This window comes from Pseudomonas orientalis, assembly GCF_002934065.1.
GTDB classification, from domain to species: Bacteria; Pseudomonadota; Gammaproteobacteria; order Pseudomonadales; family Pseudomonadaceae; genus Aquipseudomonas; species Aquipseudomonas orientalis_A.
Map to the genome: position 1 here is coordinate 4884959 of NZ_CP018049.1, position 24370 is coordinate 4909328.

The window sequence follows — 24370 nt, forward strand, 5'->3', positions numbered from 1 at the left end:
TACTCCTTAATCGCTAAATTCGGCTGTTCGACAGCTTCAACCCTGCACGACGCAGGTGGCCAGGTGCGCAGCGAGCGCATCAAAGGCAATGTTCTGTTGTTCGCCCTGACCACGCAGGGGTTTGAAACCTACCACTTGCTGGGCCAGTTCGTCATCGCCGAGGATCAGCGCATACAACGCGCCGCTCTTGTCAGCTTTCTTGAACTGACTCTTGAAGCTGCCCCCGCCGGCATTGACTTGCAGACGCAGGTTCGGCAGCTGGTCACGCACCTTTTCGCTCAAGGCCAAGGCAGCCAGTTCGGCGGCCTCGCCAAAAGCGCAAAGATACACGTCCACCTGGCGGGAAATCTCTTCCGGCACCTGCTCAAGGGTTTCCAGCAGCAGGATCAGCCGCTCGATGCCCATGGCGAAACCTACGCCGGTGGTCGGCTTGCCACCCATTTGCTCGACCAGGCCGTCGTAACGACCACCGGCACACACGGTGCCCTGGGCGCCGAGTTTGTCGGTGACCCATTCGAACACGGTCTTGCTGTAGTAATCGAGGCCGCGCACCAGCTTTGGATTGATGACGTAAGGAATACCGGCCGCATCCAGGCGAGCCTTGAGGCCCTCGAAGTGCGTACGGGATTCTTCGTCCAGGTAGTCGGCCATTTTCGGCGCGCCCACCAGTATGGCCTGGGTGTCGGCGTTCTTGGTATCAAGCACGCGCAACGGGTTGGTCTTCAAGCGACGCTGACTGTCTTCGTCCAGCTTGTCCAGATGGGCAGACAGGTACTCGACCAGCGCGACCCGGTAGCGGCCACGGGACTCACTGGTGCCCAGGCTGTTGAGTTCGAGCTTGACCGCGCCGCGGATGCCCAACTCGCCCCACAGGCGCCAGGTCAGGACGATCAGCTCGGCGTCGATGTCCGGACCGTCCAGGTTGAAGACTTCGCAACCGATCTGGTGAAACTGGCGATAGCGACCTTTCTGCGGACGCTCGTGGCGGAACATCGGGCCGATGTACCACAGTTTCTGGGTCTGGCCGCCACCGGTGATGCCATGCTCCAGCACAGCGCGAACGCAGGCCGCAGTGCCTTCCGGACGCAGGGTCAAGGAGTCGCCGTTACGGTCTTCAAAGGTGTACATCTCTTTTTCGACGATGTCGGTCACTTCACCGATGGAGCGTTTGAACAGCTCGGTGAACTCGACGATCGGCATGCGGATCTGCTTGTAACCGTAGTTATCCAGCAGGCGCGCGACCGTGCTCTCGAAATAGCGCCACAGTGGCGTCTGCTCCGGGAGGATGTCGTTCATGCCACGAATGGCTTGCAGAGACTTGCTCACATCAAATCCTTAAATTCGTTCAATCAGCCGCGAGCGATCAGCGCTGCATCAGCGGCGACCTTCTCGGCCGCTTTCTCGCGGATCAGCTTTTCCAGCTCATCCACCAGATTGTCATTCGTCAATTTCTGCGACGGTTTGCCGTCGATGTAAATCAGGTTCGGTGTACCGCCGGTCAAGCCCACATGCGCCTCCTTGGCCTCACCCGGTCCGTTGACCACGCAACCGATCACCGCGACATCCAGCGGCACCAGCAGGTCTTCGAGACGCAGCTCCAGGTCGTTCATGGTTTTCACCACGTCGAAGTTCTGCCGCGAGCAGCTCGGGCAGGCAATGAAGTTGATGCCACGGGAACGCAAACGCAGGGATTTGAGAATGTCGTAGCCGACCTTCACTTCCTCTACGGGGTCTGCCGCCAGGGAGATGCGGATGGTATCGCCAATCCCTTCGGCGAGCAGCATACCGAGACCCACCGCAGATTTCACTGTGCCTGAGCGTAAACCGCCCGCTTCCGTGATACCCAGATGCAGCGGCTGCACGATTTCCTTGGCCAGCAGGCGGTAGGCTTCCACGGCCATGAACACGTCAGAAGCCTTTACGCTGACCTTGAAGTCCTGGAAATTCAGGCGCTCCAGGTGTTCAACGTGGCGCAGTGCCGACTCGACCAGCGCCGCCGGGGTGGGCTCGCCGTATTTCTTTTGCAGGTCTTTTTCCAGCGAACCGGCATTGACCCCGATGCGGATGGGAATACCACGGTCACGGGCTGCATCGACCACAGCGCGCACGCGATCTTCACGACCGATGTTGCCTGGGTTGATGCGCAGGCAGTCCACACCCAGCTCGGCTACGCGCAGCGCAATCTTGTAGTCGAAGTGGATGTCGGCAACCAGCGGCACCTTGACCAACTGCTTGATACGGCCAAACGCTTCGGCAGCGTCCATGTCCGGTACGGAAACCCGCACGATGTCCACGCCGGCCGCTTCCAGACGATTGATCTGGGCGACGGTGGCGGCCACGTCATTGGTGTCGCTGTTGGTCATGCTCTGCACCGCGATGGGGGCATCGCCGCCCACCGGCACCGAGCCGACCCAGATCTTGCGCGATACGCGACGTTTGATTGGAGATTCGCCGTGCATGACTATTGTCCCAACTTGAGGCGAGCGGTCTCGCCACTGGTGAACGGCGCTACGTCCACAGGCTGGCCGTTGTAGGCCACTTGCGCGCCACGGGCATAGCCCAGACGCAGCGTCAAAGGAGGCTTGCCGCCCTGGTCAAGAGTATCTCCCTTACGCTTCAGACCGCTAAACAGCACTTTGCCATTACCGTCGGTGACTTGCGTCCAGCAGTCAGCGACGAAGGTGATCTGTACGCGCCCGTCACCGGCGATCAACGCGGGGGTGGTGGGCGGCGAAATGGCAGGCGCAGCCGGTGTCGCAGGCGCTGGAGCCTGGGCCGGAGCGGTCGCTGCGGGAGCCTGGGCCACGGGCGCTACGGGAGCCGGCGCGGGTACGGTTGCAGTCGCTGCAGGTGCGCTGTCGGCTTGCGGAGCGGGTTGTTCAGCGGTGGCAGGCGCTTGCGGCGTGACTTGCCCTTCGACGACCGCCTGGTCTTCCGGCTCATCCAGCGGATGAATCTGGGTGGTGCCGTCGGCGCTTTCGACTTCGACGTGCTCCAGCGCGTTGCTGGTCAGGTCTTTATTGCGCTGGGAAGTCTGGTCCTGCCACCAGACGAAACCACCCCCGATCACGGCAATCAGCAGCAACAGGCTGACAATGCGCAGGATCGTGTGGGACACCCGGGTCGGTTCTTCAATACGCCCGAGGCCATGCACATTGCTGCCCTGGGAGTCGGTGCCGGTGAACTGGTCGAATTGCTGGACCAGTACGGTCTGGTCGATACCCAGCAACTTGGCATAAGCGCGAATATAGCCGCGGGCAAACGTGTGCCCAGGCAGCTTGTCGAACGCGCCAGCTTCCAGGTTGGCCAGGGAGGTGCTGGTCAAATTGAGCTTGAGAGCCACTTGCGCCAGCGACCAGCCATTGCTTTCGCGGGCCTCACGCAAGGTCTCGCCTGGGTTGACGCGATTAGCGGCTACAACTTCCGGGTGCGCGGCTTTCATCATTGCTCCGACAGGTATTGCTGATATTCCGGCGTACCGGGATAGAGTCGTTCGAGTTGCTGGCCAAAACGGGCGGCCGTGTCGCGTTCTTCGTGAACCGTCGCCAGGCGCACACCGAGCAACAGACTACGTGCATTGTGCCCGCTGAGCAGGCTGAAACGCTCGTAATAGTCGCGTGCCGGCACATAATGCCTGCCTTCGTAAGACAACTCAGCCATTTCGAGCAAAGCGCGTGGCTGGCGAGCGTTCAGGTGCAGGGCTTTTTCCAATTGCTGGCGCGCAAGCTCGCGCTGACCCAGGTGTATCGACGTCACCCCGAGATTCTCGAAGATGCGCGAACGCTCGGGATAAAGGGTATCGGTGCTGGCCTGACGAAAATAATTCGCTGCCTGTGCATAACGTTTCTGCTCGAACAGGAAACTGCCATAGTTGTTCAGCAACCGAGCGTCGCCAGGACGGGAAGCCAACGCCGTGGTGAAATAGCGATCAGCCAACTCGGGCTCGGCCTGAGCCTGAAAGACCAGCGCCAGCGCGGCATTGGCATCCGCATCGTCGGCATCCAGCTCCAGGGCCTTCTTCAATGGCACCTTGGCCTGCTCGCTCATGCCTTGCTGCAGATAGCCCAGACCCAGTTGCACATACGCCACTCGCGCCGCTTCACGCCCCTCGTCGGTTTGCAAAGGGCTATCATGGCCCGATGAAACACAACCGGCCGCGAGACCGGTAACAAGCAAAAGCAGCGCAAGGCGCAAGGGCATAGAGATCCTCTCTCAGATTCGATTTACAGCAATCAGCGGCAAATCGTCGGCGGCGTTCAGTTCGCGTCCGGCGATATAACGCTCGCTGCGGCGGGTGCGGTCCATCACCTGCCCTACCAGTTGGCCACAGGCGGCGTCGATGTCTTCACCGCGCGTAGTGCGCACGGTGACGTTGTAGCCGGCCTGGTGCAGTTGATCCTGGAAACGGCGGATGGCGTTGTTGCTCGGCCGCTCGTAGCCAGAATGGGGAAACGGGTTGAACGGAATCAGGTTGATCTTGCACGGGGTGTTCTTGAGCAGCTCGATCATCTCGACCGCGTGCTCGACCTTGTCGTTGACGTCCTTGAGCATGGTGTACTCAATGGTCAGGACACGCTTTTCGCCCAAGGTCGCCATATAACGCTGGCAGGATTCGAGCAGCATCTTAAGCGGATACTTCTTGTTGATCGGCACCAATTGGTTACGCAATGCGTCATTGGGTGCATGCAGCGACAACGCCAGGGAAACGTCGATGTGCTTGGCCAGCTCATCGATCATCGGTACCACGCCGGAGGTCGAGAGGGTCACACGGCGCTTGGAGATGCCGTAGCCCAGGTCGTCCATCATCAGGTGCATGGCCGCAACCACGTTGTCGAAGTTCAGCAGCGGCTCACCCATGCCCATCATCACCACGTTGGTGATGGCACGGTCGACGGTCGCCGGGACGCTGCCAAAGGATTTGTTGGCAATCCACACCTGGCCGATCACTTCGGCGGCGGTGAGGTTGCTGTTGAAGCCTTGCTTGCCGGTGGAGCAGAAACTGCAGTCCAGGGCACAGCCTGCCTGGGACGAAACGCACAAGGTGCCGCGCTTGCCCTGGGGAATGTAGACGGTCTCGACGCAGCTGCCGGACGCCACGCGCACCACCCACTTGCGGGTACCGTCGCTGGAGATGTCCTCGCTGACCACTTCGGGACCACGAACTTCGGCAATGGCCTTGAGCTTGTCGCGCAGGGCCTTGCTGACGTTCGTCATGGCGTCGAAATCGTCGACGCCAAAGTGGTGAATCCACTTCATTACCTGACCGGCACGGAAACGCTTCTCCCCGATTGAGTCGAAGAATTTCTCCATTTCCGGCTGAGTCAGACCCAGCAGGTTGGTTTTAACAGTCGATGTAGTCATGGATTCACCCTCACTCTTTAAGCCGATGCTTAGCGAGCGGTTACTTCAGTAGCAGCGAAAAAGTACGAGATTTCGCGAGCAGCAGCGGCTTCGGAGTCCGAACCGTGAACAGCGTTGGCGTCGATGGATTCGGCGAAGTCAGCACGGATGGTGCCGGCAGCCGCTTCTTTAGGGTTGGTAGCGCCCATCAGCTCACGGTTCAGAGCGATAGCGTTTTCGCCTTCCAGCACCTGTACAACAACAGGACCGGAGATCATGAAGGCAACCAGGTCGCCGAAGAAGCCACGAGCGCTGTGCTCAGCGTAGAAGCCTTCAGCTTCAGCCTTGGACAGTTGCTTGAGTTTCGAAGCTACAACCTTCAGGCCGGCTTTTTCGAAACGAGTGGTGATCTCGCCGATGACGTTTTTTGCAACAGCGTCAGGCTTGATGATGGAGAAAGTACGTTGAACAGCCATGGTGTAACTCCAGAAACGGTAATTTACGAAAAATTAAACCCGCGAATTATACGCGGGTTATCGGGTATTGCCTAACTGCGTAATAAGGCGGCTCAGTCTGCTTCTTCGATCCAAAGGCCTTGAATCGCCTCCAGGACCTTTTCGCCACCCCGATCCGGGATGTCGTCAAAATCCGGCAGTTCCATTACGAGGTTGCGCAGCTTGACGAAGTTCACCGTAAGAGGATTGACCTCAGGATGAGCTTCAGCAAGTTGTATAGCGATTTCTTGTACATCAACCCATTTCAGGCTCATGACAGTTCCTTGAATCAATGCGGCGCTTCGGCCGCATGGTTGAGCGAATATTTCGGGATTTCGACCGTAATGTCTTCAGTGCCGACCTTTGCCTGACAGCTTAGACGCGAAGTGGCTTCAAGGCCCCAGGCGCGATCGAGGAAGTCCTCTTCCAGCTCATCGGCTTCCTCGAGCGAGTTGAACCCCTCGCGAATGACGCAATGGCAAGTGGTGCAAGCACACACACCGCCACAGGCGCTTTCAATTTCGATGTGGTTGTCGTGGGCCACTTCCAGGATGGACTTGCCGGTCTCAGCCTCCACGACCATACCGTCCGGGCAATGCTCGGCGTGTGGCAGAAAAATGATCTGCGGCATCAGTTAATCCTCAAGTTCATTCAGGTTGCGCCCCGCCAGGGCGGCTTTTACCGACTGGTCCATACGGCGGGCGGCAAAGGCATCGGTCACTTGCGACAGGCGCTTGGTCTGCTGCTCGATGGCGTAACCATCGGTGCCTTTCATCAATTCAGCCAGTTCCTGCATCTGCAGGTCGATGACCATGCGTTCCTCGGCGTCCAGCAAGCGCTCGCCATCGGCATCCAGGGCGCCCTGCACTGCTTCGAGCAGGCGCTGGGCGTCGACTTGCTGCTCACGCAGTACGCGGGCGACCTTGTCATCGCCGGCATATTGGAACGAGTCCTTGAGCATCTTGGCGATTTCGCCGTCGGTGAGGCCGTAGGACGGCTTGACCTGGATGCTGGCTTCGACGCCGGAGGCCAGTTCGCGCGCAGCCACGCTGAGCAGGCCGTCGGCGTCGACCTGGAAGGTCACACGAATCTTCGCCGCACCCGCCACCATGGCCGGGATACCGCGCAGTTCAAAGCGCGCGAGGGAGCGGCAGTCGCTGATCAGCTCGCGCTCGCCTTGCAGCACATGGATCATCATGGCCGTCTGGCCGTCTTTGTAGGTGGTGAAGTCCTGGGCGCGGGCGACGGGAATGGTGGTGTTGCGCGGAATCACCTTCTCCATCAGGCCGCCCATGGTTTCCAGGCCCAGGGACAACGGAATCACATCGAGCAGCAGTAGTTCGCCGCCATCGCGTTTGTTGCCGGCCAGGGTATCGGCCTGGATCGCTGCGCCAATGGCGACGACCTGGTCCGGGTCGATTTCGGTCAGCGGCTGGCGGCCAAAGGCTTCGGCGACGGCGTCACGCACGCGTGGAACGCGGGTGGAGCCGCCAACCATGACCACGGCGCCAACGTCTTCCAGCTCGATGCCGGAGTCTCGCACGGCGCGGCGGCAGGCTTTCAGGCTGCGGGCGACCATTGGCTCGATCAATGCATCGAAGGCTTCGCGCGTGAGTTGGGCCGACCAGCTACCGTAGGGAACTTCTACAGCAGCAGCGTCCGTCAGCGCTTCCTTGGCAGCGCAGGCGGCTTGCAGCAGGTTGCGCTGAGCGCCTGGGTCCAGATCGGCCGACAAGCCGGCACTGCTGATGATCCAGCCCGCGATGGCATGGTCGAAGTCATCGCCACCCAGGGCGCTGTCGCCACCGGTGGCCAGCACTTCGAACACGCCGCCGGTCAGGCGCAGGATCGAAATATCAAAGGTGCCGCCGCCCAGGTCATAAATGGCGACCAGGCCTTCGGCGTGCTGGTCCAGGCCGTAAGCCACGGCGGCAGCGGTCGGCTCATTAAGCAAACGCAGCACGTTCAGGCCGGCGAGCTTTGCCGCATCCTTAGTGGCTTGGCGCTGCGCGTCGTCGAAATACGCCGGAACCGTGATCACCGCGCCGACCAGTTCGCCGCCCAAGGTGGTTTCCGCACGCTGACGCAGCACCTTGAGGATATCGGCCGACACTTCCACCGGGCTTTTCGGGCCCTGGACGGTGTCGATGAACGGCATATGGGATTCGCCACCGACAAAGCGGTACGGCAGCTGGTCGCCCAGTTGCTTGACGTCGGACAGACCACGACCCATCAAGCGCTTGACCGACAGCACGGTATTCAACGGATCGGTCGACGCCGCCAGCTTGGCTGACTCGCCAACTTCGATGCGGTCGGCGTGATAGCGCACGGCGGACGGCAGAATCACCTGGCCGTTGGCGTCAGGCAGCGGCTCGGACAGGCCGCTGCGCACGGCAGCAACCAGGGAATTGGTGGTGCCCAGGTCAATCCCGACCGCCAGGCGACGCTGGTGCGGTTGAGGGCTTTGGCCGGGTTCGGCGATTTGCAGTAGAGCCATGGTAATCAGGTCTTATCTGTCTATCAGGCGTGCATCACGGGCAGCACACTGGGTTAATCGTCGAGGCGCTCTTCTAGCTGGCGCACTTCGTAGGTGAGCTTGTCGAGAAACTGCATGCGCCGCATCAGGCGTTCGGCCTGTTCGCGTTGCGCAGCATCATCCCAACAGGCTGCGAAGCTTTCGTTGAGCTCATCCTGGGCCGCCTTCAGACGACGCTTGAAGACCGCGACGCCAGCCACATCGGCTTCGTCCTGCAAGTCTTCGAGTTCTTCGCGCCATTGCATTTGCTGCATCAGGAAGTCCGGGTCATGCACGGTGACTTCCATCGGCAACTCGCCGCCCTTCATCGCCAGAAGATAACGGGCGCGTTTCGGGGGGCTTTTGAGCGTCTGATAGGCTTCGTTGAGGCTGGCCGATTGCTCCAGCGCCAGGCGTTGCTCACGCTCGGAAGCGTCAGCGAAGCGGTCCGGATGCACGCCACGCGCCAATTCTCGATAGCGCGTGGCAAGCTGCTCAAGATCCAGCCGAAAGCTCGGCTGCAGCTCGAATAAAGCGAAATGACAAGGAGTACCCACAAGAAGCCTCAGATGTTGAAGCTTTCGCCGCAGCCACATTCACCGCGTACGTTGGGGTTGTTGAACTTGAAGCCTTCGTTCAACCCTTCCTTGACGAAATCGAGCTCGGTGCCGTCCAGGTAGGTCAGGCTTTTCGGGTCGATGATCACTTTCTCGCCGTGACTTTCGAACACCTGGTCTTCCGCAACCACCTCGTCGACAAACTCCAGCACGTAGGCAAGGCCGGAACAGCCCGTGGTGCGAACACCCAGACGAATCCCCTCACCTTTACCGCGCCCATTCAGGGAGCGGCGAATGTGCTGCGCAGCCGCTTCTGTCATGCTGATAGCCATCGTTGACTCCTTACTCGTCGCCAAATACTTAGATCAAGCCTTTCTTCTGCTTGTAGTCGCGAACGGCCGCCTTGATGGCGTCCTCGGCGAGTACCGAGCAGTGAATTTTCACCGGCGGCAGGGCCAGTTCTTCGGCCAACTGGGTGTTGCTGATGGTGACAGCCTCATCCAGGGTCTTGCCTTTCATCCATTCGGTCGCCAGGGAGCTGGAGGCGATGGCCGAACCGCAGCCGTAGGTCTTGAACTTGGCGTCTTCGATAACGCCAGCGTCGTTGACCTTGATCTGCAGGCGCATCACATCGCCGCACGCTGGAGCGCCGACCATGCCAGTGCCGACATCAGGATCTTCCGCGTTCATCTTGCCGACGTTGCGCGGGTTTTCGTAGTGGTCGATGACCTTTTCGCTGTAAGCCATGGTACTGAATCCTCACTCATCAGGGCCGCTCTGGAACCCTGTAGAAACGCCTGCGTTTTCCGCCACGTTGCTACAGAGCTGGGGTGGCGGCTTCTATAGTTAGTGTGCCGCCCACTCGATCTTGGAAATGTCGACACCGTCTTTGTACATATCCCACAGCGGCGACAGAACGCGCAGCTTGTTGACGGCTTCGCAGACTTTCTGCGCGGCGTAGTCGACTTGCTCTTCAGTGGTGAAGCGGCCGAAGGTAAAGCGGATCGAGCTGTGTGCCAGTTCGTCGTTGCGGCCCAGGGCACGCAATACGTACGAAGGCTCAAGGGACGCCGAGGTGCAGGCCGAACCGGACGAAACCGCCAGGTCCTTGAGCGCCATGATCAGCGACTCGCCTTCGACGTAGTTGAAGCTCAAATTCAGGTTGTGCGGTACACGGGCGGTCATGCTGCCGTTGATGTACAGCTCTTCAAGGTTCTCGACCTGCTTGTAGAAGCGGTCACTCAAGGCCTTGATGCGCACGTTTTCGGCAGCCATGTCTTCCTTGGCTACGCGGAAGGCTTCGCCCATGCCGACGATCTGGTGGGTCGCCAGGGTGCCCGAACGCATGCCGCGCTCGTGACCGCCGCCGTGCATGGTGGCTTCGATACGTACGCGCGGCTTGCGGCTTACGTACAGGGCGCCGATGCCTTTGGGGCCGTAGGTCTTGTGGGCGGAGAACGACATCAGGTCGACTTTCAGCTTGGACAGGTCGATCTCGACCTTGCCGGTGGACTGAGCGGCGTCGACGTGCAGCAGGATGCCCTTGGAACGGGTCAGCTCGCCAATCGCTTCGATGTCGTTGATGGTGCCGATTTCGTTGTTCACGTGGATCACGGAAACCAGGATGGTGTCGTCACGCAGCGCGGCTTCGATCATGGCCGGGGTGACGATACCGTCGGTGGTGGGCTCGAGGTAGGTAACCTCAAAACCTTCACGCTCCAGTTGGCGCATGGTGTCCAGGACAGCCTTGTGCTCAATCTTGGTGGTGATCAGGTGCTTGCCCTTGGTCGCGTAGAAATGCGCCGCGCCCTTGATCGCCAGGTTGTCGGACTCGGTGGCACCGGAGGTCCAGACGATTTCGCGCGGGTCGGCGCCAACCAGGTCGGCGACCTGGCGACGAGCGTTCTCGACCGCTTCCTCGGCTTTCCAGCCGAATACGTGGGAACGGGAGGCCGGGTTGCCGAAGTTTCCGTCAACCAGCAGGCATTCGCTCATCTTTTGCGCGACACGCGGATCAACCGGGGTGGTCGCTGAGTAATCAAGGTAAATCGGCAATTTCATGGACTTTCTCCTAAATCAGGCTGGCTGGCGCGCCGTTAGCTCTGCGGCTGTCACTCGACGGCGGACGCTTCGATCTTGTCCAGACGCGGCGCCTTGGTGTTGCAACGGCGCTGGTCCTGACGCTGGGCTACTTCTTGCACCTCACGGCGAGTCACAAGATCAGCCAAGCTGATACCACTCAAAAACTCATGGATCTGCAGGCTCAAGTCACACCACAAGTGGTGCGTGAGGCAGGTGTCACCGGCATGGCAATCACCCAGGCCCTGGCATTTGGTCGCGTCAACGGATTCGTTGACCGCGTCGATCACCTGGGCTACCTGGATGCCCTGCATATCGCGGGACAATTGATAGCCGCCACCCGGGCCCCTCACACTGGAAACCAGATTGCTGCGGCGCAATTTGGCGAACAGCTGCTCGAGGTAGGACAGGGAAATGCCTTGGCGCTCGGAGATATCGGCCAGGGACACCGGCCCAGTTTGCGCGTGCAAAGCCAGGTCGAGCATGGCAGTCACCGCGTATCGGCCTTTTGTAGTCAGTCTCATGGACAAGTACCAAGGTGTTTCAGAATGGGAGCAAGTATGCGATTCCCGAGTATTTAAGTCAACTATAAGACCTAGTACTTTAGTCAGGATTACCCGTAAAAAGGGCGCGCGAATCATAGCAGGCTGGGGTGGGGACGAACAGCGTCACCGGATAACCTGCGACGCCAGACACAATGAAGGTCAAATGTGGGAGGGGGCTTGCCCCCGATGGCGGTGGATCAGCCAGCACATAGGGCAACTGACCTACCGCTATCGGGGGCAAGCCCCCTCCCACAGGGGATCTCTGGTGATTTCGAGATATCAGCTTGCCTTGGTGGCGGTTTCGTCCTTGATCTCGGCGAAATCCTCTTCGCGCAGCTCAGGCAGATCCTTCGCACAGTAAGGGCTGCCCAAGTCCTTCAGGGCGCCACACATGCCCTCCAGCTTGCCATCCACCGCTTGTAGGTGGTCGAGCAACTGGCCAATGGCACGCGCCACCGGGTCAGGCATGTCTTCGCTGACGCCATAGGCATCAAAGCCGATCTTCTCGGCCATGGCCTTGCGCTTGGCCTCCTGCTCGTCACCGACTTCCGGTTTGACGATGATCCGGCCCGGAATACCCACCACCGTCGCACCGGGCGGCACGGCCTTGGTGACCACGGCATTGGAGCCCACCTTTGCGCCGGCGCCGACCGTGAACGGGCCAAGCACCTTGGCACCCGCGCCCACCACCACACCGTCGCCCAGCGTCGGGTGGCGCTTGCCTTTATTCCAGGTGGTCCCGCCCAGGGTGACCCCCTGATAGAGCGTCACGTCATCGCCAATCTCGGCGGTCTCGCCAATCACGATGCCCATGCCATGGTCGATGAAGAAGCGACGGCCGACCTTGGCGCCGGGGTGAATTTCGATCCCGGTCAGCCAGCGCCCGAAGTTCGACACCAGCCGCGCCAGCCATTTCCAACCCATGCCCCACAAGGCGCCGGACAGGCGGTGAAGCCAGATCGCGTGCATGCCGGGGTAGCAGGTCAGCACTTCAAAGGCGTTGCGCGCCGCCGGGTCACGGTGGAAAACACTCTGGATATCTTCTCGCAAACGCTCGAACATCTTTAATCCTTCCGCTTAAGGAGCTCGCCACGGGCCGCTTTCTGGGTTTCCGTGAGGATGCCACGCAATATATTCATTTCCGCCCGACTGACCGAGCTTCGCCCGTAAAGGCGGCGCAGGCGCGCCATCAAGTGTCGTGGTTTTTCAGGATCGAGAAACTCGATGGCCACCAGGGTTTGCTCCAGGTGCTCATAGAATCGCTCCAGCTCGTCCATCGTGGCCAGCTCGCCACTTTTGGTCGACGCCACTTCATCCTTCTCCATCTTGCTCGGCTGGCCCTCAGCCGCCAACCAGGCCATGCGCACTTCGTACGTCAGCACCTGCACCGCCGCCCCCAGGTTCAGCGAACTGAACTCAGGGTCTGATGGAATGTGCACGTGGTAATGACATCGCTGCAGCTCTTCATTGGTCAGGCCGGAGTCTTCACGACCAAACACCAGGGCGATTTCTGCGCCACCGGCCGCCTCTTCCACCACTTTGGTACCGCACTCACGCGGGTCCAGCAATGGCCAGGGAATGCGGCGGTCGCGGGCGCTGGTGCCGAGCACCAGGTTGCAGCCGACCAAGGCGTCTTCCAGGGTGGCGACAACCTGGGCGTTTTCCAGGATGTCATTGGCGCCGGATGCGCGGGCATCGGCCTCATGGTGCGGAAACACACGTGGCTCGACCAGCACCAGCCGCGTCAGCCCCATGTTTTTCATGGCTCGCGCCACCCCACCGATGTTGCCGGGATGACTGGTATTGACCAAAACGACACGAATGTTTTGCAGCAAGGGAGGCGCTCTCGGACACGGGAAAGGGGAGCAAATCTTACAGAAGCGCTTAGGGTTATGCCACGAAAGCTAACGTCGCCCTTCACCTGAAGAAAGTTTCTGCTAAACTGCCCGGCTTTCTTTAACAACCTTAGGTGACCTATCCATGCAGCCCATGCTGAATATCGCGCTGCGCGCCGCCCGCAGCGCCAGTGAATTGATCTTCCGCTCCATCGAGCGCCTGGATACCATCAAGGTCGACGAAAAAGACGCCAAGGATTATGTGTCCGAGGTGGATCGCGCCGCCGAACAGAAAATCATCGATGCCCTGCGCAAGGCCTACCCTACCCACGGCATCCTCGGCGAAGAAACCGGCCTGCACAAAGGCAGCGGCGAAGGCGAAGACTACCTGTGGATCATCGACCCACTGGATGGCACCACCAACTTCCTGCGCGGCATCCCGCACTTTGCCGTAAGCATTGCGTGCAAATACCGTGGCCGCCTGGAACACGCCGTGGTGCTGGACCCGGTCCGCCAGGAAGAATTCACCGCCAGCCGTGGCCGTGGCGCCCAGCTCAATGGTCGCCGCCTGCGTGTCAGCGGTCGCACCAGCCTGGACGGCGCCCTGCTGGGCACCGGTTTCCCGTTCCGTGACGACCAGATGGACAACCTGGAAAACTACCTGGGCATGTTCCGCGCCCTGGTTGGCCAGACTGCCGGCATCCGTCGCGCTGGCGCAGCGAGCCTGGACCTGGCCTACGTGGCCGCCGGTCGTTTTGATGCGTTCTGGGAGTCGGGCCTGTCCGAGTGGGACATGGCTGCGGGCGCCCTGCTGATCCAGGAAGCAGGCGGCCTGGTGAGCGACTTCACCGGCGGCCACGACTTTCTGGAGAAAGGCCACGTGGTTGCCGGCAACACCAAATGCTTCAAGGCAGTGCTGACGGCGATCCAGCCGCACCTGCCGGCTTCGCTGAAGCGTTAAGCGAGCGCGCACAAAAAAGCACCCCGAGGGGTGCTTTTTTTATGCCTGGGATTTGAGTCAAGCCCATCTATCAGCAGCAATACAGATCAAATGTGGGAGGGGGCTTGCCCCCGATTGCGGTACATCAGTTAAACAATCTGTAACTGACCCACCGCTATCGAGGGCAAGCCCCCTCCCACATTTTGAACTGCACAGTTTTTTGAATCTGCGCCAGGCCCTGGATTACTGCTGGTTCTGACCCAGGATCAGCCGCCCTTCCTTGTCCACCGGAATCTGGCCGCCTGGATCACGCTCCATACGCACAGTACCTTCCTTGCCATCCAGGTTGTAACGCACGTCATAGCCCACAACCTTGTCGCTGATGTCATTCACGGTGTTACAGCGAGTCTGGGTAGTGGTGTAGGTATCGCGGTTCTGCATACCTTCCTGAACCTTGTTACCCGCGTAACCGCCACCGACCGCACCGGCGACCGTTGCCAGCTTCTTGCCGTTACCACCACCAATCTGGTTGCCGAGCAGGCCGCCTGCCAGGGCGCCTACGACGGTACCGGCGATTTGATGCTGATCCTGCACCGGACGCTGCCGGGTCACGGTGACATCCTTGCAGACCTCACGCGGGGTTTTAATCTGGGTTTTTACCGGCTGTACCGCCAGCACTTGCGCATACTCAGGGCCGCTTTTTACCAGGCTGTAGGTGGCAACAGCGCCCCCGGCAGTCACACCGACAGCACCCAATACCGCACCAACCAGCAACGACTTGTTCACGTTGAACCTCCTGACCATCACAAGCGGACCGAAAGATCCGCGCTATACCCAGCCTTGGAGCAAAAAAAAAGGCACGAGTTCAATCTCGTGCCTTTCTTTGTACCGCCGATCAACAAACGCCCATCAAGGACGGTCGTCGACCTCCTTGCCAGTGCTGGCCGGAGGGATCAGGTCTTCGCTGTTGAGGTTCAGCCAGATCAGTACCACGTTGGCGATGTAGATCGACGAATAGGTACCGGCCAGAACACCGATGAACAGTGCCAGGGAGAAGCCCCACAGGTTGTCGCCACCGAAGATCATCAGTGCCGCGATCGCCAGCAAGGTGGAGATCGACGTCGCCATGGTCCGCAGCAGGGTCTGGGTGGTGGAGATGTTGATGTTCTCGATCAACGTGGCCTTGCGCAGTACACGGAAGTTCTCGCGAACCCGGTCGAATACCACGATGGTGTCGTTGAGCGAGTAACCAATGATCGCCAGCACGGCGGCCAATACGGTCAGGTCGAAGGTGATCTGGAAGTACGCCAGGATACCCACGGTCACGATCACGTCATGGATCAGCGACACGATGGCGCCAACCCCGAACTTCCACTGAAAGCGGAAGGCCAGGTAGATCATGATGCCGACCAGCGCCATCAGCATGCCGAGGCCACCCTGGTCGCGCAGTTCTTCACCCACCTGCGGGCCGACGAACTCTACGCGCTTGACCGAGGCCGGGTTGTCGCCGCCGACCTTCTGCAAGGCCTCGGCAACCTGGTGACCCAGTTGCGGGTCTTCGCCAGGCATGCGCACCAGCAGGTCGGTAGTGGCGCCGAAGCTCTGCACCACCGCCTCGTGATAGCCGGCCTTGACCAGCTCATCGCGCACCAGGGTGACGTCGGCCGGCTTCTCGTAGGTCAGCTCGATGAGCGTACCGCCGGTAAAGTCCAGACCGTAGTTCAGGCCCTTATGGAACCAGCTGAACAACGCCAGAACGGTAAGGAGCACGGTGACGCCGAACGCAACGTTGCGAACGCCCATGAAGTTGATTGTACGTAACATGGCAGCCCCTTAAATCCACAACTTCTTGAAGTCACGCCCGCCAAAGATCAGGTTGACCATTGCGCGGGTCACCATGATGGCCGTGAACATCGAGGTAAAGATACCCAGGGACATGGTCACCGCAAAACCTTTGACCGGGCCTGTGCCCATGGCAAAGAGAATCCCGCCGACCAGCAGAGTGGTCAGGTTGGAGTCGAGAATCGCGGTAAATGCCCGGCCGAAGCCTTCGTTGATTGCACGTTGTACGGTCATGCCCGCCGCGATCTCTTCACGGATTCGCGAGAAGATCAGCACGTTGGCGTCCACCGCCATACCCATGGTGAGGACGATACCGGCGATACCCGGCAGGGTCAGCGTGGCGCCCAGCAGCGACATCAGCGCCAGCAGCATCACCATGTTGCCCGCCAGGGCCACGGTGGCAATGATGCCGAAGAAGCGGTAGATGGCGATGATGAACAGCGAGACGAACAACATGCCCCACAGCGCCGCATCGACACCCTTGGTGATGTTGTCGGCACCCAGGCTCGGGCCGATGGTGCGCTCTTCAGCGAAGTACATCGGCGCCGCCAGGCCACCGGCACGCAGCAGCAGGGCCAGCTCCGAGGATTCACCCTGGCCGTTCAAGCCAGTGATGCGGAATTGCGCACCCAGCGGCGACTGGATGGTCGCCAGGCTGATGATCTTCTTCTCTTCCTTGAAGGTCTGTACCGGCACGTCTTTCTCGACGCCGTTGACCATCTGCTTGGTGTAGGTGGTAACAGGACGCTGCTCGATGAAGATTACCGCCATGCTGCGACCGACGTTGCTGCGCGTGGCGCGGCTCATCAGCTCGCCGCCGTGGCCATCCAGGCGGATGTTCACTTCAGGTGAGCCGTGCTGCGAGTCGAAACCGGCCTTGGCATCGGTCACCTGGTCACCGGTGATGATCAAGCCACGCTCGATCAACGCTGGAGGACGGTTGCCTTCACGGAACTCAAACTCTTCGGAAGTCGCACGGGTAGCACCCGGCTCAGCCGCGAGGCGGAACTCCAGGTTGGCGGTTTTACCCAGGATACGCTTGGCTTCAGCGGTGTCCTGCACGCCCGGCAGTTCAACCACGATGCGGTTGGCGCCCTGACGCTGCACGATCGGCTCGGCCACACCCAGCTCGTTGACGCGGTTACGTACCGTGGTCAAGTTCTGCTTGATGGAGTATTCGCGGATTTCCGCGATCTTGGCCGGGCTCATCGCCAGACGCAGCACCGCCTGACCATTGAGGTCGGCCGGTACGATGTCAAAGTCGTTGAAGTTCTTGCGGATCAGTGCACGGGCCTGTTCGCGGGAAGCTTCGTCAGCGAAGCCCAGCTGGATCGCGCCGTTGAGCTGCGGCAGGCTGCGATAACGCAGTTTTTCTTTGCGCAGCAGGCTCTTCACATCGCCTTCATACACTTTCAGGCGTGCGTCGAGGGCTTTGTCCATGTCGACTTCCAGCAGGAAGTGCACACCACCGGACAAGTCCAGACCCAGCTTCATCGGGTGCGCGCCAATGCTGCGCAGCCATTGTGGCGTGGTCTGTGCCAGGTTGAGCGCGACAACATAGTCGTCACCCATGACCTTGCGTACAACATCCTTGGCCGGCAATTGGTCTTCTTGCTTGGTCAGGCGCAACAAGCCGCCTTTGGAACCAGCTGCCAAGGTTGCCGCTTTAACCTGGATGCCCGCGTCAGTCAGCGCTTTGCTCGCGCGTTCCAGATCAGCCTGATTGACCTGCAGCGAAGTGCTGGCGCCAGAGATCTGGATCGCCGGGTCATCAGGATAGAGATTGGGAGCGGAATAAATAAAACCGATCGCCAGCACCGCCAGGATCAGTACGTATTTCCACAGAGGGTATTTGTTCAGCATCACGCCGCCCGCTTATAACGCGGGGCGCCTTGCGCGCCCCGTCGATTGGTAAAGGTTGTTACTCAGATCGCTTTGAGCGTGCCTTTTGGCAGCGTGGCGGCGATGGCGCCCTTCTGGAACTTCATTTCTACGGTGTCGGAGACTTCCAGTACCACGAAAGCATCGGAAACCTTGGTGATCTTGCCGGCGATACCGCCAGTGGTCACGACTTCGTCGCCTTTCTGCAGGCTGCCGAGCAGGTTTTTCTGCTCTTTGGCGCGCTTGGCCTGTGGACGCCAGATCATCAGGTAGAAGATGACCAGGAAGCCGACCAGGAAAATCCACTCGAAACCACCGCCCATCGGGCCGGCAGCAGCAGGCGCGGCGGCGTCAGCCATGGCGTTAGAGATAAAAAAGCTCATTTAGCACTCCAGTTGCAAATAGTGAATCTTAGGGTCGGGAAACTCAGTCCAAGGGCGGCACAGGGAGCCCGCGCTTGGCATAGAAGGCATCGACGAAGGCGGCCAATGTACCCTGTTGAATAGCCTCGCGCAAACCAGCCATCAGGACTTGGTAGTGACGCAAATTGTGGATGGTATTCAACATGCTACCCAGCATTTCCCCGCACTTGTCCAGATGGTGCAGATAAGCACGGGAGAAGTTCTGGCAGGTGTAGCAATCGCAGGTCGGATCGAGCGGCGAATCATCATGGCGATGGAACGCGTTACGGATCTTCAGCACGCCTGTATCAATGAACAGATGCCCATTGCGGGCATTACGGGTTGGCATCACGCAATCGAACATGTCCACACCGCGGCGCACACCCTCTACGAGATCTTCCGGTTTGCCAACGCCCATAAGGTAACGAGGTTTTTCTGCGGGCATCAGGCCCGGCAGGTAATCGAGCACCTTGATCATCTCGTGCTTGGGCTCGCCCACCGACAGACCGCCGATGGCCAGGCCGTCGAAGCCGATCTTGTCGAGGCCTTCCAGCGAGCGTTTGCGCAGGCTTTCATGCATGCCGCCCTGCACAATGCCGAACAGCGCCGCGGTATTGTCACCGTGGGCATTCTTCGAACGCTGGGCCCAACGCAGCGACAGCTCCATGGAGATGCGCGCAACGTCTTCGTCAGCCGGGTACGGCGTGCATTCGTCAAAAATCATCACGATGTCCGAGCCCAGGTCGCGCTGCACCTGCATCGACTCTTCCGGGCCCATGAACACCTTGGAACCGTCCACCGGCGAGGCGAAGGTCACGCCCTCCTCCTTGATCTTGCGCATGGCGCCCAGGCTGAACACCTGGAAACCACCGGAGTCGGTGAGGATCGGACCCTGCCACTTCATGAAGTCATGCAGGTCGCCGTGCTTCTTGATCACTTCCGTGCCCGGGCGCAGCCACAGGTGGAAAGTGTTGCCGAGGATGATCTCGGCGCCGGTGGCGACGATGTCACGGGGCAGCATGCCCTTGACGGTGCCGTAGGTGCCAACCGGCATGAACGCCGGGGTCTCCACGGTGCCGCGCGGGAAAGTCAGGCGACCACGACGGGCTTTGCCGTCGGTGGCCAGCAGTTCAAACGACATACGACTCATAAGTTGTCCTCAGGGCCGCGCGGCGCCGGGTTACGGGTGATGAACATCGCATCACCGTAGCTGAAAAAACGGTACTCGTTGGCGATGGCGGCTTGATAAGCGGCCATGGTTTCCGGGTAACCGGCAAAGGCCGACACCAGCATCAACAGCGTGGATTCCGGCAAATGGAAATTGGTGACCAGGCAATCGACCACATGGAACGGCCGGCCCGGGAAAATAAAGATATCGGTGTCGCCACTGAACGGCTTGAGCACGCCATCACGCGCCGCGCTCTCCAGCGAGCGCACGCTGGTAGTGCCCACCGCCACCACCCGCCCGCCGCGCGCCTTGCACGCGTTGACCGCGTCCACGACGTCCTGGCTGACTTCCAGCCACTCGCTGTGCATATGGTGGTCTTCAATGTTATCCACACGCACCGGCTGAAACGTCCCGGCCCCCACGTGCAGGGTCACATAGGCGCTTTCGACGCCCTTGGCGGCAATCGCATCCAGCAGCGGCTGGTCAAAATGCAACCCGGCCGTCGGCGCGGCAACAGCACCGAGGCGCTGGGAGTAAACCGTTTGATAACGCTCGCGGTCCGCGTCTTCGTCGGGGCGGTCTATATAAGGAGGCAACGGCATATGGCCGACGCGCTCCAAAAGCGGCAACACCTCTTCGGCAAACCTGAGCTCGAACAACGCATCATGGCGCGCGACCATCTCGGCCTCGCCACCGCCATCTATGAGGATGCTCGACCCCGGTTTCGGCGACTTGCTGGAGCGCACATGGGCCAGCACACGATGGCTGTCCAGCACCCGCTCCACCAGAACTTCCAGCTTGCCGCCGGAAGCTTTCTGGCCAAACAGCCGCGCCGGAATCACCCGGGTATTGTTGAACACCATCAAATCGCCTGGGCGCAAATGCTCAAGCAAATCAGTGAATTGACGGTGTGCGAGGGCACCGCTCGGCCCGTCCAGGGTCAGCAGTCGACTGGCGCGACGCTCAGCCAACGGATGGCGAGCGATCAGCGAATCAGGGAGCTCAAAAGTAAAGTCAGCAACGCGCATGATGGGGTTCGTCTAGCAGGGCCGGGAAGTCTAGCGGAAATAGTCAAAATTGACCATGAAACGTGATTGACCAACGGTAATCACCTCTCTATACTTCGCCGCCATTGAGCCCTGATGGCGGAATTGGTAGACGCGGCGGATTCAAAATCCGTTTTCGAAAGAAGTGGGAGTTCGATTCTCCCTCGGGGCACCATATAGCAGTATCTGAAAGTCTCTACCAGACTCTCGGACCCAGAGAAACCGGCCACTTGAGCCGGTTTTTTTGTGTCTGGCTTTCTACCTCTGCATCCCCTTATCCGTTGTATCCCTGTATCCCTGCTTGTATCCTGAGAAAAATACCGAACTTTGGGATACAAGGATGAAGCGCGCAGATATCAAGCGCCGCCCTCTCGCAGACACGACGCTTGCAGGGCTGGAGCCGGAGTCAAAAGAATACCGGGAGCTAGACGGAAACGGCCTCTACTTCAGGGTCAAACCTGATGGTGGTAAATCCTGGCAGCTACGCTACAAACGTCCGGCGGGCAATTGGGCTTGGATGGGGCTCGGGGGTTACCCAGAGGTCAGTGGTGCGCTGGCAAGAGAGAAAGCTGCCGATCTACGCAAAGTGGTGAGTAGCGGCGCTGATCCCCTTGAGCAGAAACGATCCGCTAAAGCTGCAATCGATGCGGCCAAGGCTCGAACGTTTCGAGCTGCTGCTGAAGCTTGGCTCAAGGCCAAAGAAGAAAAGGGCCTCGCAACCTCTACCCTTCACAAAATCCGCACCTACCTCGACAAGGACATACTCCCGGCATTGGGAGATAAGCCCCTCGACGAAATCACCCGCACCGACTGTGCAGATCTCCAGGCATCCCTCGAAGCTAGAGACGCTCACAACGTGGCAGAAAAGTGCCGCACCTGGATCAACCAAATCTTCGGCCGAGCAATTGGTTTAGGACTCACCGAAAACGATCCGGGCAGCCGCCTTCGCGACATTGCCGCCCAGGCGCCCAAGACTCAGCAGCATCCACACTTGCTGGAGCCTGAACTCGCTGAGTTTCTCCAAGCACTCAAAAACACTCCGAGCAGACTGACTGCACGTACCGCCGCATGGCTTTGTATCTGGACGGCATCCCGCCCAGGCATGGTCCGCTTGGCTGAATGGAAAGAGTTCGACCTTGAGAAGGCCATTTGGACGGCGCCTGCTGCCAAGATGAAGATGCGCCGGGATTTTGTATGCCCCCTTCCCCACCAAGCCGTTACAGCACTGAGGGACCTGCACTGTTTAACGGGACGGAGTCGCTGGCTTTTCCCCGGCGTCGGAGCAAAGAACCCAACCATCAGCGAAAACACAATCAACAAAGTCTTCGCTACCATCGGCTACAAAGGGCGTCTAGTAGGACACGGCACTCGACACACCGCGAGCACGTTACTTCGAGAACATGGCTGGCCGAAGGAACATGTTGAAGCGCAGTTGGCTCACAAAGAGGAAGGCATCTCGGGGGTATACAATAAGGCCCAATACTTTGAGCAACGCGTAAAAATGATGCAATGGTACGCCGATCACCTTGATTCCCTAGAGGCCGGAAATGTAGTGCAAGGTCAATTTGGAAAGGCCGTGTGAAGCCGTCAACCCTATACCCCTTCAAAAATGGTGTTACGGGTGTTACGCGTGTTACGCCCACCAATAACCCATTGTATTTATTGAATATATTTAGCGTTACACGCACTGCAAAGCTTCTGAACGCCACGTGTTACATCAAGCAGTCGTGTTACAGAAAAGCCACGCCCTCAACCCTGCTGGCATCGGCGTCTCCGCCTGCAAATCGCTGTAACAGCCTATCGGCTTCGGGGCGGCGGGGAGATCTAAATGGACTTTGAGCGGGGCATCGAGGCAGAAGAGCTCGAACTCGAAATCGCAGGTTTCGACGTAACGTGCCTGGTGTGGGATCAGGACGATGTCGAGGCAGCCGTTCGCAGTCTTGCGCTGTTTCCGCAGTTCAACGAACACTTCAAAAGTGCCTTCGATCTGATCAACACAGCCACATCGTTCTGGCTTGAGGAGGGTTCCTACTCCCCAGGTGCAGAATCGATCACACGAACCCTTTACTCCTTACGTGATGCCATCTACGACCATGCCGACTCTGCGGAAGCAGGCTCGTTGCCAAGCGTGATTCGAGGGCTCCTTCGGGTCAGCCGTTCCGCAGCAGACTCACAGCTCGTGGCTACCTACGCCCTGGTACTTGGAACGCAGGCCGTTGAGACGCTCGCAAATTGGCTATTCGACCTTGAACTCGCGACCTACGACATTGATGCAGACCTGATAGAGCAACTGAGACATGACTCACCCCGCCAGTACCTTGCACTGATCGAAAAAGAGCGGGACCGTAGTAGCGGAAACGAAATCCGAGCACGAGAAGACTTCGCTACGTTGTTAGGTGAGGCGAACCAGGCTTTGTTGATGGCGAGCCTTTATCGTCAAGTGGAGCAGATGGATGTGTTTAAAAAAGGCTTCAACACATCAAGCCTGATGCATCGAATTCTCGACGACGCCTTTTCAACAAAGGCGACGAGACGAGGCCAGGAAGCCGGCAAGGGGAACCGTGATCCCAGCTCAAAAATACAGACCGACACAATGGATAGACGAGCAAAAATCAAGGCTGCTGCCGAGCAAATCATTAATGGTCGGAAAATTGAAAAGCGAAGCCTGTCCGATGCTGAACTGACCAATATTCTTTCCGAACGGAAGAGCCACGGCACAAAAAAAACCATTAGAGAGCATTTGACCGCTCTGGGCCTTAGACCTCTGAAATAAAAAAGGGAGCGGACACAGTCCACTCTTCCTCCCCTGCGTAGCGTATGACCCGTTGTCTCAATTAACAAAGGGTTAGCTCGCTATGACTACCGTATTAAAAGCAATTCCCTCGCACGATCCCTCCATGACGCTCATCCGCATGCCCGAGGTCATTTCAATCGTAGGGCTCGCACGCCCGACTATCTACAAGCTGATGCGTCAACCTGAAAGCGGATTCCCATTGCCGGTGAAGCTGAGTAACAGCAATGCCCGAAGCGCTCCGGTTGCGTGGGTATTGGGGGAAGTTCAGGCATGGACACGCGCACGCATCGCTGCCCGCGATCAGGTGGCAGCATGAAAAATCGTGTCGCCAATAAGGCCATTTTGCAGCCCTTCTCTGTACTCAGAAATGTGGGTTTCTCATCACGAGGTATGCAGCGTTTCGAGCGCTACCGTACTGAGCAAAAACGCATTAACCGAGACGTGATGGTGATGCGATGGGCAGATGGAACCTGGTGCGCATTGTCGGTTCCCTGCCAAGCCCCCCGAGCAATCATAGTTGACGAAGGCCAACAGGTCGAAGCCTACGAAGATGCACGCGCCCGTCTCGATGGCGACTTCTTGCCCTTTGTTTCCCTGCGCTGGGAAGTCCATGCCTGAAATGAAAACGCCCCCGGCGGCAACCGGAGGCGTTGAGGTAAATCTACATGCCTGATCAATTTATGCCCCACCGAAAAAATCCGCAAGCCATCTGCACAGTTGCACTTTCAAAAAACGGACGTTACTCTTTGCTCGTCGCTGCAAATTCAGCGACCGGGTTTGGCGACCCGAGTTACTTGGCGCACAGGCGCCCCATCCGACTGCAGGCGCTTTTTTTGTGCCTGCCGTTTCGTGTTATGGCAGCTGTGCGTGGGAGACCTTCGGGTCTGCCGGGTTCCAAGTTCCCGGTTCGCCAACCTGCGCACAGCTGCCACC

General features: G+C 59.2%; 27 protein-coding genes and 1 tRNA gene. 6 read left to right on the forward strand and 22 right to left on the reverse strand.

Annotated elements, in window-relative coordinates; translation table 11 throughout:
- Positions 1–36: 36 nt before the first annotated feature.
- From hisS to trmJ, 16 genes are all read right to left on the reverse strand, one after another.
- Positions 37–1326, reverse strand: coding sequence for a histidine--tRNA ligase (gene hisS / locus BOP93_RS21990; RefSeq protein ID WP_104504647.1), 1290 nt, complete (start codon positions 1324–1326; stop codon positions 37–39).
- A gap of 23 nt (positions 1327–1349) precedes the next feature.
- Positions 1350–2459: a flavodoxin-dependent (E)-4-hydroxy-3-methylbut-2-enyl-diphosphate synthase gene (gene ispG, locus BOP93_RS21995; RefSeq protein WP_003175952.1), complete on the reverse strand. Its 1110-nt coding sequence runs from the start codon at positions 2457–2459 to the stop codon at positions 1350–1352.
- Positions 2460–2461: 2 nt separating this feature from the next.
- Positions 2462–3442 carry a RodZ domain-containing protein gene (locus BOP93_RS22000; protein ID WP_104504648.1) on the reverse strand — a complete coding sequence of 327 codons (981 nt, stop codon included), beginning with the start codon at positions 3440–3442 and terminating at the stop codon, positions 2462–2464.
- Entirely contained in the window at positions 3442–4200 is a 759-nt protein-coding gene (gene pilW / locus BOP93_RS22005) for a type IV pilus biogenesis/stability protein PilW (protein WP_104504649.1), read from the reverse strand. Before pilW ends, BOP93_RS22000 begins: the two co-directional genes overlap by 1 nt.
- Before the next feature lie 12 nt (positions 4201–4212).
- On the reverse strand, positions 4213–5361 hold the full coding sequence (gene rlmN / locus BOP93_RS22010; protein ID WP_065887481.1) for a 23S rRNA (adenine(2503)-C(2))-methyltransferase RlmN: 1149 nt from the start codon (positions 5359–5361) through the stop codon (positions 4213–4215).
- 29 nt (positions 5362–5390) lie between these two features.
- Positions 5391–5816 (reverse strand): nucleoside-diphosphate kinase, encoded by a 426-nt coding sequence (gene ndk / locus BOP93_RS22015; RefSeq protein ID WP_003175956.1) that lies wholly within the window; start codon positions 5814–5816, stop codon positions 5391–5393.
- A gap of 92 nt (positions 5817–5908) precedes the next feature.
- Positions 5909–6109 carry a Fe-S cluster assembly protein IscX gene (iscX, locus tag BOP93_RS22020; RefSeq protein ID WP_003238461.1) on the reverse strand — a complete coding sequence of 67 codons (201 nt, stop codon included), beginning with the start codon at positions 6107–6109 and terminating at the stop codon, positions 5909–5911.
- A gap of 14 nt (positions 6110–6123) precedes the next feature.
- Positions 6124–6465, reverse strand: coding sequence for an ISC system 2Fe-2S type ferredoxin (gene fdx, locus BOP93_RS22025; protein WP_104504650.1), 342 nt, complete (start codon positions 6463–6465; stop codon positions 6124–6126).
- Between the two features lie 3 nt (positions 6466–6468).
- Positions 6469–8331: a Fe-S protein assembly chaperone HscA gene (hscA, locus tag BOP93_RS22030; RefSeq protein WP_104504651.1), complete on the reverse strand. Its 1863-nt coding sequence runs from the start codon at positions 8329–8331 to the stop codon at positions 6469–6471.
- A 53-nt stretch (positions 8332–8384) separates the two neighbouring features.
- Positions 8385–8906, reverse strand: coding sequence for a co-chaperone HscB (hscB, locus tag BOP93_RS22035; RefSeq protein WP_065892372.1), 522 nt, complete (start codon positions 8904–8906; stop codon positions 8385–8387).
- 8 nt (positions 8907–8914) lie between these two features.
- Positions 8915–9238 carry an iron-sulfur cluster assembly protein IscA gene (iscA, locus tag BOP93_RS22040; RefSeq protein ID WP_003175963.1) on the reverse strand — a complete coding sequence of 108 codons (324 nt, stop codon included), beginning with the start codon at positions 9236–9238 and terminating at the stop codon, positions 8915–8917.
- Positions 9239–9266: 28 nt separating this feature from the next.
- Positions 9267–9653 (reverse strand): Fe-S cluster assembly scaffold IscU, encoded by a 387-nt coding sequence (iscU, locus tag BOP93_RS22045; RefSeq protein WP_003175965.1) that lies wholly within the window; start codon positions 9651–9653, stop codon positions 9267–9269.
- A 99-nt stretch (positions 9654–9752) separates the two neighbouring features.
- Positions 9753–10967, reverse strand: a complete 1215-nt coding sequence (locus BOP93_RS22050) for an IscS subfamily cysteine desulfurase (RefSeq protein WP_065887478.1) — start codon at positions 10965–10967, stop codon at positions 9753–9755.
- A 50-nt stretch (positions 10968–11017) separates the two neighbouring features.
- Positions 11018–11509 carry a Fe-S cluster assembly transcriptional regulator IscR gene (iscR, locus tag BOP93_RS22055; RefSeq protein ID WP_003194020.1) on the reverse strand — a complete coding sequence of 164 codons (492 nt, stop codon included), beginning with the start codon at positions 11507–11509 and terminating at the stop codon, positions 11018–11020.
- Positions 11510–11809: 300 nt separating this feature from the next.
- Positions 11810–12592: a serine O-acetyltransferase gene (gene cysE, locus BOP93_RS22065; protein ID WP_065892373.1), complete on the reverse strand. Its 783-nt coding sequence runs from the start codon at positions 12590–12592 to the stop codon at positions 11810–11812.
- 2 nt (positions 12593–12594) lie between these two features.
- Entirely contained in the window at positions 12595–13365 is a 771-nt protein-coding gene (gene trmJ / locus BOP93_RS22070) for a tRNA (cytosine(32)/uridine(32)-2'-O)-methyltransferase TrmJ (RefSeq protein WP_065887476.1), read from the reverse strand.
- Between the two features lie 145 nt (positions 13366–13510).
- Here trmJ and suhB point away from each other — a divergent pair, with 145 nt between their 5' ends.
- Positions 13511–14326, forward strand: coding sequence for a type III secretion system regulator SuhB (suhB, locus tag BOP93_RS22075; RefSeq protein WP_003175971.1), 816 nt, complete (start codon positions 13511–13513; stop codon positions 14324–14326).
- A 222-nt stretch (positions 14327–14548) separates the two neighbouring features.
- On the opposite strand, the gene BOP93_RS22080 is transcribed toward suhB, so the two are convergent.
- The 6 genes from BOP93_RS22080 to queA form a co-directional block, all read right to left on the reverse strand.
- Complete coding sequence (locus tag BOP93_RS22080; RefSeq protein WP_005791197.1) at positions 14549–15091, reverse strand: glycine zipper 2TM domain-containing protein; 543 nt, start codon at positions 15089–15091, stop codon at positions 14549–14551.
- A 123-nt stretch (positions 15092–15214) separates the two neighbouring features.
- Positions 15215–16129 carry a protein translocase subunit SecF gene (gene secF, locus BOP93_RS22085; protein ID WP_065892375.1) on the reverse strand — a complete coding sequence of 305 codons (915 nt, stop codon included), beginning with the start codon at positions 16127–16129 and terminating at the stop codon, positions 15215–15217.
- Between the two features lie 9 nt (positions 16130–16138).
- A complete protein-coding gene (gene secD / locus BOP93_RS22090) occupies positions 16139–18010 on the reverse strand; it encodes a protein translocase subunit SecD (protein ID WP_104504653.1) in 1872 nt (623 codons plus the stop codon).
- A gap of 62 nt (positions 18011–18072) precedes the next feature.
- Positions 18073–18411, reverse strand: a complete 339-nt coding sequence (gene yajC, locus BOP93_RS22095; protein ID WP_003175975.1) for a preprotein translocase subunit YajC — start codon at positions 18409–18411, stop codon at positions 18073–18075.
- A gap of 43 nt (positions 18412–18454) precedes the next feature.
- On the reverse strand, positions 18455–19570 hold the full coding sequence (gene tgt, locus BOP93_RS22100) for a tRNA guanosine(34) transglycosylase Tgt (RefSeq protein ID WP_162303237.1): 1116 nt from the start codon (positions 19568–19570) through the stop codon (positions 18455–18457).
- Between the two features lie 5 nt (positions 19571–19575).
- Positions 19576–20625: a tRNA preQ1(34) S-adenosylmethionine ribosyltransferase-isomerase QueA gene (gene queA / locus BOP93_RS22105; RefSeq protein WP_104504654.1), complete on the reverse strand. Its 1050-nt coding sequence runs from the start codon at positions 20623–20625 to the stop codon at positions 19576–19578.
- A gap of 108 nt (positions 20626–20733) precedes the next feature.
- Between queA and BOP93_RS22110 the strand changes: the two genes are divergently transcribed.
- The 5 genes from BOP93_RS22110 (at position 20734) to BOP93_RS22130 (ending at position 24055) form a co-directional block, all read left to right on the forward strand.
- A tRNA-Leu gene (locus BOP93_RS22110) sits at positions 20734–20818 on the forward strand.
- 165 nt (positions 20819–20983) lie between these two features.
- Complete coding sequence (locus tag BOP93_RS22115) at positions 20984–22225, forward strand: tyrosine-type recombinase/integrase (RefSeq protein WP_104504655.1); 1242 nt, start codon at positions 20984–20986, stop codon at positions 22223–22225.
- A 246-nt stretch (positions 22226–22471) separates the two neighbouring features.
- A complete protein-coding gene (locus BOP93_RS22120; protein WP_104504656.1) occupies positions 22472–23416 on the forward strand; it encodes a hypothetical protein in 945 nt (314 codons plus the stop codon).
- 82 nt (positions 23417–23498) lie between these two features.
- Positions 23499–23753 (forward strand): helix-turn-helix transcriptional regulator, encoded by a 255-nt coding sequence (locus tag BOP93_RS22125; protein ID WP_026078127.1) that lies wholly within the window; start codon positions 23499–23501, stop codon positions 23751–23753.
- Entirely contained in the window at positions 23750–24055 is a 306-nt protein-coding gene (locus BOP93_RS22130; protein WP_104504657.1) for a hypothetical protein, read from the forward strand. The genes BOP93_RS22125 and BOP93_RS22130 overlap by 4 nt, the downstream gene beginning before the upstream one ends.
- Positions 24056–24370 lie beyond the last annotated feature (315 nt).

Excerpts from the sequence above, each read along its gene's own strand:
- cysE (WP_065892373.1), bottom strand. The coding sequence starts at position 12,592 with ATGTTCGAGCGTTTGCGAGAAGATATCCAGAGTGTTTTCCACCGTGAC.
- rlmN (WP_065887481.1), bottom strand. The coding sequence starts at position 5,361 with ATGACTACATCGACTGTTAAAACCAACCTGCTGGGTCTGACTCAGCCG.
- BOP93_RS22130 (WP_104504657.1), top strand. The coding sequence starts at position 23,750 with ATGAAAAATCGTGTCGCCAATAAGGCCATTTTGCAGCCCTTCTCTGTA.
- iscA (WP_003175963.1), bottom strand. The coding sequence starts at position 9,238 with ATGGCTATCAGCATGACAGAAGCGGCTGCGCAGCACATTCGCCGCTCC.
- yajC (WP_003175975.1), bottom strand. The coding sequence starts at position 18,411 with ATGAGCTTTTTTATCTCTAACGCCATGGCTGACGCCGCCGCGCCTGCT.
- iscU (WP_003175965.1), bottom strand. The coding sequence starts at position 9,653 with ATGGCTTACAGCGAAAAGGTCATCGACCACTACGAAAACCCGCGCAAC.
- ndk (WP_003175956.1), bottom strand. The coding sequence starts at position 5,816 with ATGGCTGTTCAACGTACTTTCTCCATCATCAAGCCTGACGCTGTTGCA.
- suhB (WP_003175971.1), top strand. The coding sequence starts at position 13,511 with ATGCAGCCCATGCTGAATATCGCGCTGCGCGCCGCCCGCAGCGCCAGT.
- queA (WP_104504654.1), bottom strand. The coding sequence starts at position 20,625 with ATGCGCGTTGCTGACTTTACTTTTGAGCTCCCTGATTCGCTGATCGCT.
- secF (WP_065892375.1), bottom strand. The coding sequence starts at position 16,129 with ATGTTACGTACAATCAACTTCATGGGCGTTCGCAACGTTGCGTTCGGC.
- BOP93_RS22000 (WP_104504648.1), bottom strand. The coding sequence starts at position 3,442 with ATGAAAGCCGCGCACCCGGAAGTTGTAGCCGCTAATCGCGTCAACCCA.
- tgt (WP_162303237.1), bottom strand. The coding sequence starts at position 19,570 with ATGTCGTTTGAACTGCTGGCCACCGACGGCAAAGCCCGTCGTGGTCGC.
- BOP93_RS22125 (WP_026078127.1), top strand. The coding sequence starts at position 23,499 with ATGACTACCGTATTAAAAGCAATTCCCTCGCACGATCCCTCCATGACG.
- secD (WP_104504653.1), bottom strand. The coding sequence starts at position 18,010 with ATGCTGAACAAATACCCTCTGTGGAAATACGTACTGATCCTGGCGGTG.
- BOP93_RS22050 (WP_065887478.1), bottom strand. The coding sequence starts at position 10,967 with ATGAAATTGCCGATTTACCTTGATTACTCAGCGACCACCCCGGTTGAT.
- BOP93_RS22115 (WP_104504655.1), top strand. The coding sequence starts at position 20,984 with ATGAAGCGCGCAGATATCAAGCGCCGCCCTCTCGCAGACACGACGCTT.
- iscX (WP_003238461.1), bottom strand. The coding sequence starts at position 6,109 with ATGAGCCTGAAATGGGTTGATGTACAAGAAATCGCTATACAACTTGCT.
- pilW (WP_104504649.1), bottom strand. The coding sequence starts at position 4,200 with ATGCCCTTGCGCCTTGCGCTGCTTTTGCTTGTTACCGGTCTCGCGGCC.
- hscA (WP_104504651.1), bottom strand. The coding sequence starts at position 8,331 with ATGGCTCTACTGCAAATCGCCGAACCCGGCCAAAGCCCTCAACCGCAC.
- fdx (WP_104504650.1), bottom strand. The coding sequence starts at position 6,465 with ATGCCGCAGATCATTTTTCTGCCACACGCCGAGCATTGCCCGGACGGT.
- iscR (WP_003194020.1), bottom strand. The coding sequence starts at position 11,509 with ATGAGACTGACTACAAAAGGCCGATACGCGGTGACTGCCATGCTCGAC.
- BOP93_RS22120 (WP_104504656.1), top strand. The coding sequence starts at position 22,472 with ATGGACTTTGAGCGGGGCATCGAGGCAGAAGAGCTCGAACTCGAAATC.
- ispG (WP_003175952.1), bottom strand. The coding sequence starts at position 2,459 with ATGCACGGCGAATCTCCAATCAAACGTCGCGTATCGCGCAAGATCTGG.